This window comes from Pseudomonas glycinae (assembly GCF_001594225.2).
Lineage (GTDB): Bacteria > Pseudomonadota > Gammaproteobacteria > Pseudomonadales > Pseudomonadaceae > Aquipseudomonas > Aquipseudomonas glycinae.
Genome location: NZ_CP014205.2, coordinates 858537 through 874807, shown reverse-complemented (window position 1 = coordinate 874807; position 16271 = coordinate 858537). Strand labels below are relative to the sequence as shown.

The following is a 16271-nucleotide window of genomic DNA, read 5'->3' as shown; positions in this document are numbered from 1 at the left end:
GAGTGTCTCTGATCGCTTCTGACCACTTCCGCATCGTTGTCGGCCTCGGCAAGAGTGGCATGTCCCTGGTTCGCTTCCTGGCGAACCGGGGCGTGGCGTTTGCCGTGGCCGACACGCGGGAAAATCCACCGGAACTGGCCACGCTCCAGCGTGACTATCCGCACGTGGAAGTGCGTTGTGGCGAGCTGGACGTCGAGTTCCTGTGCCGTGCCGACGAGCTCTACGTGAGCCCCGGCCTGGCGCTGGCGACCCCGGCCCTGCAAGCCGCCGCGGCCCGTGGCGTGAAGCTGTCCGGCGATATCGAGCTGTTCGCGCGTAACGCGAAGGCGCCGATTGTGGCCATCAGCGGTTCCAACGCGAAAAGCACTGTCACCACCCTGGTCGGCGAGATGGCGGCTGCGGCCGGCAAGCGCGTGGCCGTGGGCGGCAACCTCGGTACGCCGGCGCTGGATCTGCTCAGCGATGACGTCGAGCTGTACGTGATGGAGCTGTCGAGCTTCCAGCTGGAAACCACCGACCAGCTCAACGCCGAAGTGGCGACCGTGCTCAACATCAGCGAAGACCACATGGACCGTTACAGCGGTCTGCCGGCCTATCACCTGGCCAAACACCGGATCTTCCGGGGTGCGAAGCAGTTCGTGGTCAACCGTCAGGATGCGTTGACCCGTCCGCTGATGGGCGAGGGCCAGCCGTGCTGGACCTTCGGCCTGACCCAACCGGATTTCAAGGCGTTCGGTCTGCGCGAAGAGAATGGCGAGAAGTACCTGGCCTTCGAATTCCAGAACCTGATGCCGGTGCGCGAACTGAAGATTCGCGGCGCCCACAACCAGTCCAACGCCTTGGCGGCGCTGGCGCTCGGCCACGCGGTCGGGCTGCCGTTCGACGCCATGCTCGCGGCCCTGCGCACCTTCGCCGGCCTCGAACACCGTTGCCAGTGGGTACGTGAGCTGGACGGCGTCGGTTACTACAACGATTCCAAGGCCACCAACGTCGGCGCCGCACTGGCGGCCATCGAAGGTCTGGGCGCGGACATCGACGGCAAGGTCGTGCTGATCGCCGGTGGCGACGGCAAGGGTGCCGACTTCAAGGACCTGCGCGATCCGGTGGCGGCCCATTGTCGCGCCGTGATCCTGATGGGCCGCGACTCCGACAGGATCGGCGAAGCCATTGGCGATGCCGTGCCGCTGATTCGCGCCACTACGCTGGTCGACGCGGTCGCCCAATGCCGCGCCGCCGCCCAACCGGGTGACGTGGTGCTGCTGTCGCCGGCCTGCGCCAGTTTCGACATGTTCAAGAACTACGAAGACCGTGGTCACCAGTTCGTCCGCGCCGTGGAGGATCTGGCATGAGCTTGAGAAACATCATCAAGCCATACCCGTCGCCGCTCATTACCGGACGCGGAATCGACCTCGACTTCCCGATGCTCGCCGGTTGCCTGGCGTTGCTCGGTCTGGGCCTGATCATGATCGCCTCGGCCTCCACCGAAGTGGCGGCCGTGCAGTCGGGCAGCCCGCTGTATTACATGATTCGTCACCTGATCTACGTGGTGCTCGGCCTGGGTGCCTGCATCGTCACGATGATGATCCCGATCGCCACCTGGCAGCGCCTGGGCTGGATGATGCTGATCGGTGCTTTCGGCCTGTTGGTGATGGTGATCATCCCGGGGATCGGCCGTGAGGTGAACGGTTCGATGCGCTGGATCGGTTTCAGCTTCTTCAACGTTCAGCCGTCCGAGATCGCCAAGGTGTTCGTGGTGATCTACCTCGCCGGTTATCTTGTGCGTCGCCAGAAAGAAGTGCGCGAGAGCTGGATGGGCTTCTTCAAGCCGTTCATCGTGCTGTTGCCGATGGCGGGCCTGTTGCTGATGGAGCCGGACTTCGGTGCCACCGTCGTGATGATGGGCGCGGCGGCGGCGATGCTGTTCCTCGGCGGGGTCGGGCTGTTCCGGTTCTCGCTGATGGTGGTACTGGCCGTCGGTGCGGTGGTGTTGCTGATCCAGATGCAGCCGTACCGGATGGCGCGTCTGACCAACTTCGCCGACCCTTGGGCCGACCAGTTCGGCGCCGGTTATCAATTGTCGCAAGCCTTGATCGCGTTCGGTCGCGGTGAATGGCTGGGCGTTGGCCTGGGCAACAGCGTGCAGAAGCAGTTCTATCTGCCGGAAGCCCACACCGACTTCGTGTTCTCGGTGCTGGCTGAAGAGCTCGGCGCCGTGGGTTCGCTGTGCACCGTGGCGCTGTTCGTGTTCGTGTGTATTCGCGGCATGTACATCGGTCTTTGGGCCGAGAAAGCCAAACAGTTTTTTGCCGCTTATGTTGCCTATGGTCTGTCGTTCCTGTGGATCGGCCAGTTCCTGATCAACATCGGCGTGAACGTCGGTCTGCTGCCGACCAAGGGCCTGACCTTGCCGTTCCTCAGTTACGGCGGCAGTTCCCTTGTGATCTGCTGCGCCTGCCTTGGCCTGTTGCTGAGGATCGAGTGGGAGAGCCGGACCCACCTGGGCAGTGAAGAGATGGAATTCCATGAGAGCGACTTCGCCGAGGAGCCGAACCATGGGCGCTAACGTATTGATCATGGCCGGCGGCACCGGTGGCCACGTGTTCCCGGCGCTGGCCTGTGCCCGCGAATTCCAGGCGCGCGGCTACACCGTGCACTGGCTCGGCACGCCGCGCGGGATCGAGAACGATCTGGTGCCGGCGGCAGGTATTGAACTGCACCGCATCAACGCCAGTGGCCTGCGTGGCAAGGGCAAGCTGTCGCTGCTCAAGGCGCCGTTCATGCTGCTGAAATCGGTATGGCAAGCGCGGGCGATCATTCGCCGCTTGCGTCCGGTGTGCGTGGTCGGATTCGGCGGCTATGTGACCGGTCCCGGTGGTCTTGCCGCCAAACTGGCCGGCGTGCCGGTGATCGTTCATGAGCAGAACGCCGTGGCCGGCACCGCCAATCGGTTGCTGGTGCCGTTCGCCGCCCGGGTGTGTGAAGCGTTCCCCGACACCTTTACCCTGTCGGACAGCCGCCGTACCACCGGTAACCCGGTGCGCAGCGAGCTGTTCCTCGAAACACCGCGCCCGGCCCTGGCCGGACGCAAGGCGCGTTTGCTGATCCTGGGCGGAAGCCTGGGCGCAGAGCCGTTGAACAAGTTGCTGCCTGAAGCCCTGGCACAAGTCGCTGCCGACTTGCGTCCGGAAGTGTTCCATCAGGCGGGCAGAAACCACGATGAAGTGACTGCAGAGCGCTACCGCGCCGCCGGCGTGGACGCGCAGGTGCAGCCGTTCATCAAAGACATGGCCCAGGCCTATGGCTGGGCTGACCTGGTGGTGTGCCGCGCCGGCGCATTGACCATCAGTGAACTGGCCGCCGCCGGTCTGCCCTCGATGCTGGTGCCCTTGCCCCACGCGATCGACGATCACCAGACTCGCAACGCCGATTATTTGGCCCGTGAAGGCGCTGCCTTCCTGATGCCGCAAAGAACGACTGGCGCCGCGGACCTTGCCGCGCGCCTGACAGAGGTCTTGATGCAACCGCAACGACTCGAACAAATGGCCCAAGCGGCCCGCCGTCTGGCGAAACCCGAAGCCACCCGTAGCGTGGTCGATACCTGTCTGGAGGTGGCCCATGGTTGAGAATCAGAAAGCCATGCCGCAACCGGAAATGCGCCGCATCCGTCGCATCCACTTCGTCGGCATCGGTGGCGTGGGCATGTGCGGCATCGCCGAAGTGCTGCTGAACCTGGGCTATGAAGTGTCCGGTTCGGACCTGAAAGCTTCGCCGGTGACCGAGCGCCTGGAATCCTTCGGTGCGCAGATCTTCATCGGCCACCGTGCCGAGAACGCCGCTGCCGCCGATGTGCTGGTGGTGTCGAGCGCCGTCAATACGTCCAACCCGGAAGTCGCAACTGCGCTGGAACGCCGGATCCCGGTGGTGCCGCGTGCCGAAATGCTCGCCGAACTGATGCGCTACCGCCACGGCATCGCCGTCGCCGGTACCCATGGCAAAACCACCACCACCAGCCTGATCGCTTCGGTGTTCGCGGCCGGTGGCCTGGATCCGACCTTCGTCATCGGTGGCCGTCTGAATGCTGCGGGCACCAATGCCCAGCTCGGCACCAGCCGTTATCTGATCGCCGAAGCCGATGAAAGCGACGCAAGCTTCCTGCATCTGCAGCCGTTGGTGGCCGTGGTCACCAATATCGACGCCGACCACATGGCGACCTACGACGGTGACTTCAACAAGCTGAAGAAAACCTTCGTCGAGTTCCTGCACAACCTGCCGTTCTACGGTCTGGCGGTGATGTGCCTGGATGATCCGGTGGTGCGTGAAATCCTGCCGCTGGTCAAACGTCCGACCGTGACCTATGGCTTCAGCGAAGACGCCGACGTGCGCGCGATCAATGTTCGTCAGCAGGGCATGCAGACCTTCTTTACCGTGCTGCGCCCTGATCGCGAGCCTCTTGATGTGTCCGTGAACATGCCGGGCAATCACAACGTGCTCAATTCCCTGGCGACCATCTGCATCGCCACCGACGAAGGCGTCAGCGACGAGGCCATCGTCCAGGGCCTGTCCGGCTTCCAGGGTGTCGGCCGACGCTTCCAGGTCTACGGCGAACTGCCGGTGGACGGCGGTAACGTGATGCTGGTCGACGACTACGGTCATCACCCGACCGAAGTGGCAGCAGTCATCAAAGCCGTGCGTGGTGGCTGGCCGGAGCGCCGTCTGGTGATGGTCTACCAGCCGCACCGTTACAGCCGCACCCGCGACCTGTACGACGATTTCGTCAATGTACTGGCCGATGCCAACGTGCTGTTGCTGATGGAAGTCTATCCGGCCGGCGAAGAGCCGATCCCGGGGGCCGACAGCCGCAAACTGTGCAACAGCATCCGCCAGCGCGGTCAGCTCGATCCGATCTACATCGAGCGCGGCGTCGATCTGGCGCCGCTGGTCAAGCCGCTGCTGCGCGCCGGCGACATTCTGTTGTGCCAGGGCGCCGGTGATATCGGTGGCCTCGCACCGAAACTGTTGAAAAGCGAGTTGTTCGCCGGTGCCGTGGCGGCATCGGTCGAGGGGAAGTTGAAATGACTGCTGCCTACGCCAACCTGTTCTCCACCATCGCCCCGAAGGATTTCGGCCGGGTGGCCGTGCTGTTCGGTGGCCTGAGTGCCGAGCGTGAAGTCTCGCTGAAGTCCGGCAACGCCGTGCTCACCGCGCTGCAAAGCGCGGGTGTGGACGCGTTCGGCATCGACGTCGGTGCCGATATCCTGCAGCGCCTGCTGAGCGAAAAGATCGACCGTGCGTTCATCATCCTCCACGGTCGCGGCGGTGAAGACGGCAGCATGCAAGGCCTGCTCGAAGTGGCCGGCATTCCGTACACCGGCAGTGGCATCCTGGCTTCGGCACTGGCGATGGACAAGCTGCGCACCAAGCAGGTCTGGCACACGCTCGGGATTCCGACGCCGCGTCACGCCGTGCTGCGCAGCGAGGCCGATTGTATTTCGGCGGCGACGGAACTGGGCTTCCCTTTGATCGTCAAACCGGCGCATGAAGGTTCAAGTATCGGGATGGCCAAAGTGACTTCCGCGTCCGAGTTGATCGACGCATGGAAAGCGGCCAGTACCTACGATTCGCAAGTGTTGGTCGAGCAATGGATCCACGGTCCCGAGTTCACCATCGCCACCCTGCGTGACCAGGTGTTGCCTCCAATCGCCCTGGGTACGCCACACACGTTCTACGACTACGACGCCAAGTACATCGCCAACGATACCCAGTATCGGATTCCGTGCGGGCTCGATGCCGCCAAGGAAAAAGAACTCATGGACCTCACGGCGCAAGCCTGCGAGGCGCTGGGTATCGCCGGTTGGGGCCGGGCGGACGTGATGCAGGACGCCGACGGCAAATTCTGGTTCCTGGAAGTCAACACCGCTCCCGGCATGACCGACCACAGCCTGGTACCGATGGCGGCGAAAGCGGCCGGTCTGGATTTCCAGCAACTGGTCCTGGCCATTCTGGCCGCCAGTGTCGATGCCGATGGCAAGAAAGAGGCGCGAGGTTAAGACCATGCAAGGCGCACAGCTCAGACATCAGCCACCCGCACCCGGCCGCAAGCCGGTGCCGCGGGGTGCCAGCCGAATGGTGGCCAAAGAGCCGATGTCCGCGCGCCTGCCAAAAGCCAACTTCGGCTTCTTGAAAGGTCTGTTCTGGCCGGTGCTGCTGGTGGCCCTGGGGTTCGGCACTTACGAAGGCGCGCAGCGATTGCTGCCGTACGCCGACCGGCCGATCACCAAGATCGCGGTGCAGGGCGACCTGAGTTACATCAGCCAGCAGGCGGTGCAGCAGCGGATCGCCCCGTACGTGGCGTCGAGCTTCTTCACCATCGACCTGGCGAGCATGCGAACAGAGCTTGAGCAGATGCCGTGGATCGCCCACGCCGAAGTACGTCGGGTGTGGCCGGACCAGGTGGTGATCCGCCTCGAAGAGCAACTGCCGGTGGCCCGTTGGGGCGACGAGTCGTTGCTCAACAACCAGGGCCAGGCGTTCACGCCCAAGGAACTGGCGAACTACGAACACCTGCCGCAGCTGTTCGGTCCGCAGCGGGCCCAGCAGCAAGTGATGCAGCAATACCAGGTGCTGAGCCAGATGCTCCGGCCATTGGGCTTCTCGATTGCGCGGCTGGAGCTGCGTGAACGTGGCAGCTGGTTCCTGACCACCGGTGCCGGCAGTTCCGGCCCCGGGATCGAGCTGCTGCTGGGACGCGGCAACCTGGTGGAAAAGATGCGCCGCTTCATTGCCATCTATGACAAGACGCTCAAAGAACAGATTACGAACATTGCGCGCATCGATCTGCGCTACGCCAACGGCCTTGCTGTTGGCTGGCGGGAACCAGTAGCGCCGACGACAGCCCAACCCGCTGTCGCAAAGAATTAAGAAGAGGCAGGACCCATGGCAAACGTGCAAAGCGGCAAAATGATCGTCGGTCTCGATATCGGCACCTCCAAGGTGGTGGCGCTGGTCGGCGAGGTTGCGGACGACGGCTCGCTGGAAATCGTCGGGATCGGCACTCATCCGTCCCGCGGCCTGAAGAAAGGCGTGGTGGTCAACATCGAGTCCACCGTGCAGTCGATCCAGCGCGCGATCGAAGAAGCCCAACTGATGGCGGGCTGCCGCATTCACTCGGCGTTCGTCGGTGTGGCGGGCAATCACATTCGCAGCCTGAACTCCCACGGCATCGTCGCGATCCGTGATCGCGAAGTCAGCTCGGCGGACCTGGAGCGTGTACTCGATGCCGCCCAGGCCGTGGCGATCCCGGCCGACCAGCGTGTGCTGCACACCCTGCCGCAGGATTACGTGATCGATAACCAGGAAGGCGTGCGCGAGCCGCTGGGCATGTCCGGCGTGCGTCTGGAAGCCAAGGTTCACGTGGTCACCTGCGCCGTCAACGCCGCACAGAACATTGAAAAGTGCGTGCGTCGCTGCGGTCTGGAAATCGACGACATCATTCTCGAGCAACTGGCCTCGGCCTATTCGGTCCTGACCGACGACGAAAAAGAGCTGGGCGTGTGCCTGGTCGACATCGGCGGCGGCACCACCGACATCGCGATCTTCACCGAAGGCGCGATCCGCCACACGGCCGTGATCCCGATTGCCGGTGATCAGGTGACCAACGACATCGCCATGGCGTTGCGCACCCCGACCCAGTACGCCGAAGAGATCAAGATCCGCTATGCCTGCGCCCTGGCCAAACTGGCCGGTGCCGGCGAGACCATCAAGGTGCCGAGCGTCGGCGACCGTCCGCCGCGTGAACTGTCCCGTCAGGCCCTGGCCGAAGTGGTCGAGCCGCGTTACGACGAACTGTTCACCCTGATCCAGGCCGAGCTGCGTCGCAGCGGCTACGAAGACCTGATCCCGGCCGGCATCGTGCTGACCGGTGGTACCTCGAAAATGGAAGGCGCCACGGAACTGGCCGAAGAAATCTTCCACATGCCGGTCCGCCTGGGCGTGCCGCATGGCGTGAAGGGGCTGGATGACGTGGTACGCAACCCGATTTATTCCACTGGCGTCGGCTTGTTGATGTACGGCCTGCAGAAGCAGTCCGACGGGATCTCGTTCTCGGGCATCGGCAGCCGCGACAGCTACAGCAACGATGAGCCGCAGGCGCCGTTGCTGGACCGTTTGAAGAAGTGGGTTCAAGGCAACTTCTAACGCTTTACCGCAGCACCGCAACAAACAGCAGTAGGCGAAAAAACTAGAGAATGTAAGGAGAGGGAAAATGTTCGAACTCGTAGACAACATCCCCGCAAGCCCGGTAATCAAAGTTATCGGTGTTGGCGGTGGCGGCGGCAACGCTGTCAATCACATGGTCAAGAGCAACATCGAAGGCGTGGAATTCATCTGCGCCAACACCGATGCTCAAGCGCTGAAAAACATCGGCGCGCGCACCATTCTGCAACTGGGCACCGGCGTGACCAAAGGCCTGGGCGCCGGCGCCAACCCGGAAGTCGGCCGTCAGGCTGCGCTGGAAGATCGCGAGCGCATCGCTGAAGTGCTGGCCGGCACCAACATGGTGTTCATCACCACCGGCATGGGCGGCGGTACAGGTACCGGTGCTGCGCCGATCATCGCCGAAGTGGCCAAGGAAATGGGCATCCTGACCGTTGCGGTCGTGACCCGTCCGTTCCCGTTCGAAGGCCGCAAGCGTATGCAGATCGCCGACGAAGGCATCCGCATGCTCTCGGAAAGCGTCGACTCGCTGATCACCATTCCGAACGAAAAACTGCTGACCATCCTCGGCAAGGACGCAAGCCTCCTGTCGGCTTTCGCCAAGGCTGACGATGTACTGGCCGGTGCCGTTCGCGGTATCTCCGACATCATCAAGCGTCCGGGCATGATCAACGTCGACTTCGCCGACGTACGCACCGTGATGAGCGAAATGGGCATGGCGATGATGGGCACTGGCTGCGCCAGCGGTCCGAACCGTGCACGTGAAGCGACCGAAGCGGCCATCCGCAACCCGCTGCTGGAAGACGTGAACCTGCAAGGCGCACGCGGCATCCTGGTGAACATCACTGCCGGTCCTGACCTGTCCCTGGGTGAGTACTCCGACGTGGGTTCGATCATCGAAGCCTTCGCTTCCGAGCACGCAATGGTCAAGGTCGGTACCGTTATCGATCCGGACATGCGCGATGAACTGCACGTGACCGTGGTTGCCACTGGTCTGGGCGCAAAAATCGAGAAGCCTGTGAAGGTCATCGACAACACCGTTCACACCTCGATGGCGGCTGCTCAAGTGCAGCAACCGGCACCCGCTCGTCAGGAACAGCCAGCGGTGAATTACCGTGACCTGGACCGTCCGACCGTCATGCGCAACCAGGCTCAGGCCGGTGCTGCGACTGCCGCGAAGATGAATCCGCAAGATGACCTGGACTACCTGGACATCCCGGCTTTCCTGCGTCGTCAGGCCGATTGATGAAATGTATCAGGGGTATTCAGGTGATTGGTGTTCAGCAAAGGCTCGGTCTGCTATCATCGCCAGCCTTTGTTGATACCAGTTCGCAATTTGCGCTGAAGCGGCCCATGCCATGATTAAACAACGCACACTGAAAAATATTATCCGTGCCACCGGTGTAGGTCTGCACTCCGGGGAGAAGGTTTACCTGACCCTCAAGCCTGCACCTGTCGACACCGGGATCGTCTTTCGTCGTGCCGATCTCGATCCGGTTGTCGAGATACCGGCTCGCGCGGCCAACGTCGGCGAGACAACCATGTCGACGACGCTGGTCAACGGTGACGTGAAGGTAGACACGGTGGAGCACTTGCTCTCGGCCATGGCTGGCCTGGGCATCGATAACGCCTACGTCGAGCTCTCCGCGTCTGAAGTCCCGATCATGGATGGCAGCGCTGGACCTTTCGTATTCCTGATTCAATCGGCTGGCCTGGAAGAACAGGACGCCGCCAAGAAATTCATCCGCATCCTGCGTGAAGTGACAGTGGAAGACGGCGACAAGCGCGCCACTTTCGTCCCTTTCGAAGGGTTCAAGGTGAGCTTCGAGATCGATTTCGATCACCCGGTTTTCCGGGATCGCACCCAAAGTGCAAGCGTGGATTTTTCCAGCACTTCGTTCGTAAAAGAAGTCAGCCGCGCCCGTACTTTCGGTTTCATGAGTGACATCGAGTACCTGCGCAAGCACAACCTCGCACTCGGCGGCAGCGTGGAAAACGCGATCGTGGTCGATGCCGATGGCGTACTGAACGAAGACGGCCTTCGCTACGAAGACGAATTCGTGAAGCACAAGATCCTCGATGCGATTGGCGACCTGTACCTGCTGGGCAACAGCCTGATTGGTGAGTTCAAGGGCTTCAAGTCCGGCCACGCACTGAACAACCAGCTGCTGCGCAAGTTGATTGAGCAGAAAGATGCCTGGGAAGTCGTGACGTTCGAAGACGCCAGCACTGCACCAATCTCTTACATGCGCCCGGTTGCGGCGGTGTAAGTAAAAAACCTCTCTAGTTTTTTGAAGGCCACCTTTGGGTGGCCTTTTTTTATGCCTGCTGGTTTTGCATTGGCTGTACCGGCCTCATCGCTGGCAAGCCAGCTCCCACAGGTTCTCCAGTTATCCAAAGATCCTCAATACACCCAAAACTCTGTGGGAGCTGGCTTGCCAGCGATGAGGCCGGAAAGGCCAAAACCCCCATCAAGCCACGACGACCTGGTTCCGGCCACCTTCCTTGGCCTGATACAGCGCCCGATCCGCCGCGAACAACAGTTGTTCCAGACTGATTTCGCTCGTCGCCGTCCAGGTACTGATACCGACGCTCACGGTCATCGGTGACTGGTCTTGATTCAGGCTCGGCAATTGCTCCACCGCTGCACGAATGTGCTCGGCGATCTGCTGCGCCCCGACGCTGTCGGTTTCCGCGAGGATCACCGAAAACTCCTCACCGCCATACCGCGCCACCAGATCCGCCGGACGCCGCACATTGGCGGTGATCACTCTCGCCAGTTCACGCAACGCCTGATCCCCGGCCTGATGTCCATGCCGGTCATTGAAGGCCTTGAAGTGGTCCGCATCGATCATCAGCAATGACAGGGGTTGGCCCGAGCGTTGGGCGCGGAACCACTCGTGGCGCAGCGACTGGTCGAGCATCCGCCGGTTGGCGACCCCGGTCAGGGCATCAGTTGCGGCGAGTTGTGCCAGTTCATGTTCGGCCCGATGCCGCAGGCGCAGCTCCCGGGCGAGCAGCCAGGTCAGCCACAGCAGGCCGGCACACAACACGCCGGTGGCGCCGCTGATCAGGATCGCCGTGCGTCGCCACGCGCCGAACACTTCCTCGCTGGACAGGGCAACGATTACCGTCAGCGGCAGATTGCCGACCCGCGAGTAGGTGTACAGCCGTTGCTGATGATCCATGCTCGAGATGCTGTTGAAACTGCCATTGCCGTTGCTGTCGCGCAGGATCCGCACCACATTGGGCCGCGCGGCAAAGCTCTTGCCGATCGAATCGCTCTGCAGATAAGGCTTCTGTGCCAGCAGGATGCCGTCGTTATTGATGATGTTGAGGGTGCTGTCGATGCCGATGTCGAGGCTGTTGAACAGCTGATCGAAGTAATCGAGTTTCATCGACGCCACGGCCACGCCGAGGAACTCGCCGATGTCCGACGAGATGCGCCGACTGAAACTGATCCGCCACTGGTCCGCGTCATCGCAGTCGCAGCGGGGCTTGAACGGACGGCTGATGAACATGCCGGTGTCGCGTTTGAAGGCGTGGGCGAGGAAGTAGTCACGGTCGGCGAAATTGCCTGGCAGCGGATCGACCCGTGAGGAATCGGCGATCACTTCGCCATGCTTGTCGAGCAGCAGGATGTCGCCCTTGAAGCGCGCCGTGGTGGAGCGATCGAACAACGCCAGATGGCGGATCTGCGGCGACACATCTTTCAGGTCGTCACGCTGGGCAGCGGCAATCAGCCCTTGCAGCGTCAGGTCATACAGCTCGACAGTGCGCAGCACATCGGCATCGATCAACTGGGCGATGGTGGTAGCGCTACGGGTCGCCGATTCCTGGGCGTTGGCGCGTTCACGGATCAGCAGGAACGTCACGATGCACACAATCGCGATCACGCTCAGCAGGCTGCCAAGGATCAACAGCAGCTCGGAGCGTCCGGTCGTGCCGGGAACGGTAGGGGTGCGGCTCGCGATCATGGTCCGGTTTTCGATTGGAGATTCTTCTAAGCGTAGTTGTACCCGCTCGCTGCCACAGGCAAGAAAAAGGCCAGCGCGTCAGGCTGGCCTTTTATCGTAGTGCCGATCTTAGAAGACGTTGATCGGGTAGTCGATGATCACACGGTATTCATCGGTGTCCGTATCGATTGCGCCGTAACCGTTGCCGCCGCGGTTGGTCGCCCATTGCAGGCGTACCGCGAGGTCTTTGGCCTGTCCGCTTTGCACCACGTACTTGAGGTCGATGTCGCGTTCCCAGTGCTTGGCGTTGCGACCTTCGGCGCTGTACCACGAAGCGTAACCCTTGCTGTGCGGATCGACCTTGGTCAGGTCCAGCGTGCCGCGCGAGTAGGACAGCGACGAGGTCAGACCCGGCAAGCCGACGCCGGCGAAGTCGTAGGCGTACTTGAGCTTCCACGAACGCTCGTTCGGGCCGTTGAAGTCCGAATACTGCTGCGAGTTGTCGAGGTAAACGCTGTCACCCTGGCTGATGTAATCGAACGGCGTGTTGCCGTTGACCCGCTGATACGCGGCGGTAACGCTGTGGCTGCCGATGCCCACGGTGAAATGCAGGCTGTAGGTGTTGTTGTCGATGTTGCCCAGCAGCGCGTCGCCGGTGTCCTGGGTGTGATAGAAGTGCAGGCCCGGGTTGAAGGTCACCCGATCATTCAGTGCCCTGGTGTAGTCGAGGTCGTAGTAGTACTGGTTCCAGATGTCCTTCAACTCGGAGGCATACAGGCTGCTGGTCAGGCCTTCGACACCACTCCAGGCCACGCCGGCCCAGTTCAGGTGCTGGCTCTTGTCGCCGTCGGCTAGGGTGCCGTAAGAGGTGCCGATGCGTTTGTGGCCGCTCTGATTGTATGGTTTGGTGAAGCTGGCCTGACCACCTTCGATCATCCAGCCGTCGAAGCTGTGGTTGGTCAGGCTGAGGCCGCGAAAGGTCTGCGGCAGCATGCGCGTCTCGCCACCGGCGATCACCGGGTTGGCAAGGAACAGGTCGCCGGCCTTCAGCTCGGTATCGAACGCACGCATTTTCAGGGTGCCGCCCGCCGTGGAGAACGAGCCCGGCGCTTTGCCGCTGCCGTCGCTGACCGGCAGGATGCTGGAGTTGTCGGTGCCGCCACCGCCGTCGAGCTTCAGACCGAGCATGGCGTGGGCATCGAGGCCGAAACCGACCGTGCCTTCGGTGTAACCCGACTCGAATTTGCCGAGGAAACCCTGGCCCCACTCGATGTTGTCGTCCGTCTGCTGCAGACGGTTGCGGTTCATGTAGTAGTTGCGGGCATTGAGGTTGAGGCTCGCGCCTTCGACGAAACCCTGTTTCTCGGATTCGGCGGCGTGGGCAGTGGGGGCAATCGTTGCGGCAATTGCAATGAACAGCGGGGTGAAGCGAACTGGGTAACGCACGTGCGGTAAAGCTCCTTGGGTCAACTGACACTTCAATGTCTTGAGGTGCGGGATGTTTCCAGTTGTTAAAGACGAACCAGACAGCGTTCAGACCACAACGAAAAAAGGCCGCTGAATATCAGCGGCCTGCAAGGACGACGGTTGAACGGGAAGAGCCAAACAACCGCGTCGAGGGAAACGTTGCGCGGTGCGCGACTCAGCTGTCTTTCTCGGAAGCTTGAGCCTGCGAAGTTGCGGCCTGTGGGGCTTGCGTAGCGTCCTGCGCCTTGGCCATCACTTCTGCCTGATGCTGTTCGAATGCGTGAGCGCGAGCGGCATTTTGCGCTACGAACGTCTGCGATTCTTCAGCCATCGCCAGCGGCGACAGGATCAATGAGGACAAAACGAAAGCGCTGGCAATACCCATACTGTTGGACATCTTGAAAACCTTCTTGCTTGGCAAGTGCTGTTTGGTGCGGGCAAAGATAAGGTTGCCGGGGGTTGGGAAACAGCGTGATTTTCATAAATGACTGTTACAGCAGAAGCAAAGATCAGCGGGAGAGTCGTTTCCGGGCTCGGCTTGAGAGGGACGCGGAGCGTCCCGGGCGGCATTCCCACGCAGAGCGTGGGAACGATGAGGGGTGGGCTCAGACCGGAAGGTGGATCCCGAAGGTGTTCATCCCGCGATCACTGCGCACAAACACATCGCCGCCGTGCATTAACGCGATCGCCTTGACGATCGCCAGCCCCAACCCGTGATTGTTGCCACTGTTGCTGCGCGACGCATCGACCCGGTAGAAACGCTCGAACAAGCGCGGTAAATGCTCGCTGGCAATCGGCGAACCGGGGTTGGCTACGCCGATGCTGACCTGATGGTCCTCGACCGCGATCTGCACCTCGATCACTTGTCCCGGCGCGGTGTGTTGTACCGCGTTGCTCAACAGATTGATCAAGGCCCGGCGCAGATGGGCGATCTCGATCTGTACCCGCGCGTCGCCGCTTACCCGCACCTGGACCTGCGCATCTTCGAGAATGAAGTCGAGGTATTCGAGGGTGGTCGCCACTTCATCGGCCAGCGACGTTGAGGTCAGTTTGGTGGCTTTACTGCCCTGATCGGCGCTGGCCAAGAACAGCATATCGTTGATGATCGAGCGCAGGCGTTCCAGCTCTTCGAGGTTGGATTGCAGCACTTCGAAATAATGCTCGGCAGAGCGCCCGCGCGTCAGGGCGACCTGGGTCTGGCCGATCAGGTTGGTCAGCGGCGAGCGCAGCTCATGGGCCACGTCGGCGTTGAAGGATTCGAGCCGAGAATAAGCCTGTTCAACCCGCTCCAGCGTCGAGTTGAACGAGTCGACAAATTGCTCGAGTTCCGGCGGCAACGGCGACAGACGCAGGCGCCCGGCCCGCAACGGCGGCGCCAGACGCTGGGCTTCCTGGGACAGTTTGATCAGCGGCTTGAGGCCGATCCGCGCCACCCAGTAACCCAATGCCGACGCCAGCAGCACACCGATCACCGCCAGACTCACCAGCGCGATCAGCAACTGATGCTGGGTCTGATGAAAGGTCTCGGTGTCGATGCCGATCATGAAGCGCAGGGGCGGGCGCTGATCCTTGGCCGGCAGTTCTGTGAGCAGCACTTTCAGCGGGTAGGGATGGTCGGGCAGTTGCAGATCGCGCATGCCCAGCGGGCCTTGGGCGAACGCGCGGATCAAGGCATCCGGCTCGCCGAACTCGTAGCCCGGATTGCCGCTGACCACCCAGAAACGGATGCGCTTGTCCTCTTCGCCGAGCAGCTTGAGCTTGGCGTTGATCTTCACCCAATGCTCAGGAGTGCCATAGCGGTTGAGCGCGGATTCGAGCACGCTGTAACGTGCATCCAGTTCCGCTTCCGGCAACAGACCCAGGCCTTTGTCCACTTGTTGATACAGCGCGCCGCCGATCAACAAAAACACCAGCAGCGCCACCAGCGTGAACATCCCGCTCAGGCGCAGGGCGATGGAATTACTGGACACCACGGCTCTCCAGCACATATCCCATGCCACGTATGGTGTGCAGCAGTTTCTCGTCGAACGGCCCGTCGAGCTTGGCCCGCAGGCGTTTGATCGCGACTTCGACCACGTTGGCGTCGCTGTCGAAATTGATGTCCCAGACCATTTCCGCAATCGCGGTTTTCGAGAGGATTTCGCCCTGACGCCGGGCCAGCACGCTGAGCAGCGAAAACTCCTTCGCGGTCAGATCCAGCCGGGTGCCGGCGCGGGTGGCCTTGCGGCTGATCAGATCGATCCACAGATCGGCGATGCTCACTTGCACCGGTTCGTGGCCGCCACTGCGCCGGGTCAGCGCTTGCAGGCGCACCACCAGTTCGAGGAAGGAGAACGGTTTGCCGAGGTAATCGTCGGCGCCGTCGCGCAGGCCGCGGATCCGGTCTTCGACCCGTTCGCGGGCGGTGAGCATGATCACCGGTGTCTGCTTGCGCGCACGCAACGCGCGCAGCACGCCGAAGCCGTCGAGGCCCGGCAGCATCACGTCGAGAACGATCACCGCGTAGTCGCTTTCCAGCGCCAGATGCAGGCCCTCGACGCCGTCGCGGGCCCGATCCACGGTGTAACCCTGTTCCGTCAGGCCGCGGTGCAGGTAGTCCGCGGTTTTCTCTTCGTCTTCGATAATCAGAACGCGCAT

At 62.0% G+C, this 16271-nt stretch carries 14 protein-coding genes; 9 read left to right on the top strand and 5 right to left on the bottom strand.

What is annotated here, in order from left to right; translation table 11 throughout:
- Positions 1-2: 2 nt before the first annotated feature.
- From murD to lpxC, 9 genes are all read left to right on the top strand, one after another.
- Complete coding sequence (gene murD / locus AWU82_RS03955) at positions 3-1349, top strand: UDP-N-acetylmuramoyl-L-alanine--D-glutamate ligase (RefSeq protein ID WP_064383959.1); 1347 nt, start codon at positions 3-5, stop codon at positions 1347-1349.
- Positions 1346-2563, top strand: a complete 1218-nt coding sequence (gene ftsW / locus AWU82_RS03950; protein WP_064383958.1) for a putative lipid II flippase FtsW — start codon at positions 1346-1348, stop codon at positions 2561-2563. Before murD ends, ftsW begins: the two co-directional genes overlap by 4 nt.
- Positions 2553-3623, top strand: coding sequence for an undecaprenyldiphospho-muramoylpentapeptide beta-N-acetylglucosaminyltransferase (murG, locus tag AWU82_RS03945; RefSeq protein WP_064383957.1), 1071 nt, complete (start codon positions 2553-2555; stop codon positions 3621-3623). The genes ftsW and murG overlap by 11 nt, the downstream gene beginning before the upstream one ends.
- Positions 3616-5076 (top strand): UDP-N-acetylmuramate--L-alanine ligase, encoded by a 1461-nt coding sequence (murC, locus tag AWU82_RS03940; RefSeq protein ID WP_011335862.1) that lies wholly within the window; start codon positions 3616-3618, stop codon positions 5074-5076. Before murG ends, murC begins: the two co-directional genes overlap by 8 nt.
- Positions 5073-6047, top strand: coding sequence for a D-alanine--D-alanine ligase (locus tag AWU82_RS03935; protein ID WP_064383956.1), 975 nt, complete (start codon positions 5073-5075; stop codon positions 6045-6047). The genes murC and AWU82_RS03935 overlap by 4 nt, the downstream gene beginning before the upstream one ends.
- 4 nt (positions 6048-6051) lie before the next feature.
- A complete protein-coding gene (locus tag AWU82_RS03930) occupies positions 6052-6918 on the top strand; it encodes a cell division protein FtsQ/DivIB (RefSeq protein WP_007956757.1) in 867 nt (288 codons plus the stop codon).
- Positions 6919-6933: 15 nt separating this feature from the next.
- Positions 6934-8193, top strand: coding sequence for a cell division protein FtsA (gene ftsA, locus AWU82_RS03925; RefSeq protein WP_007956755.1), 1260 nt, complete (start codon positions 6934-6936; stop codon positions 8191-8193).
- 67 nt (positions 8194-8260) lie between these two features.
- Entirely contained in the window at positions 8261-9457 is a 1197-nt protein-coding gene (gene ftsZ / locus AWU82_RS03920) for a cell division protein FtsZ (protein ID WP_007956754.1), read from the top strand.
- A gap of 112 nt (positions 9458-9569) precedes the next feature.
- A complete protein-coding gene (lpxC, locus tag AWU82_RS03915) occupies positions 9570-10481 on the top strand; it encodes a UDP-3-O-acyl-N-acetylglucosamine deacetylase (RefSeq protein ID WP_007956752.1) in 912 nt (303 codons plus the stop codon).
- Between the two features lie 201 nt (positions 10482-10682).
- Here the strand turns inward: lpxC and AWU82_RS03910 are convergent, their stop codons facing one another.
- The 5 genes from AWU82_RS03910 to AWU82_RS03890 form a co-directional block, all read right to left on the bottom strand.
- Complete coding sequence (locus AWU82_RS03910; protein ID WP_064383955.1) at positions 10683-12188, bottom strand: sensor domain-containing diguanylate cyclase; 1506 nt, start codon at positions 12186-12188, stop codon at positions 10683-10685.
- A 108-nt stretch (positions 12189-12296) separates the two neighbouring features.
- Positions 12297-13613 (bottom strand): OprD family porin, encoded by a 1317-nt coding sequence (locus AWU82_RS03905; RefSeq protein WP_064383954.1) that lies wholly within the window; start codon positions 13611-13613, stop codon positions 12297-12299.
- 196 nt (positions 13614-13809) lie between these two features.
- Positions 13810-14031, bottom strand: a complete 222-nt coding sequence (locus AWU82_RS03900; RefSeq protein WP_041475427.1) for a hypothetical protein — start codon at positions 14029-14031, stop codon at positions 13810-13812.
- A 208-nt stretch (positions 14032-14239) separates the two neighbouring features.
- Positions 14240-15604: a heavy metal sensor histidine kinase gene (locus AWU82_RS03895; protein WP_064383953.1), complete on the bottom strand. Its 1365-nt coding sequence runs from the start codon at positions 15602-15604 to the stop codon at positions 14240-14242.
- A complete protein-coding gene (locus AWU82_RS03890) occupies positions 15594-16271 on the bottom strand; it encodes a heavy metal response regulator transcription factor (protein ID WP_064383952.1) in 678 nt (225 codons plus the stop codon). The genes AWU82_RS03895 and AWU82_RS03890 overlap by 11 nt, the downstream gene beginning before the upstream one ends.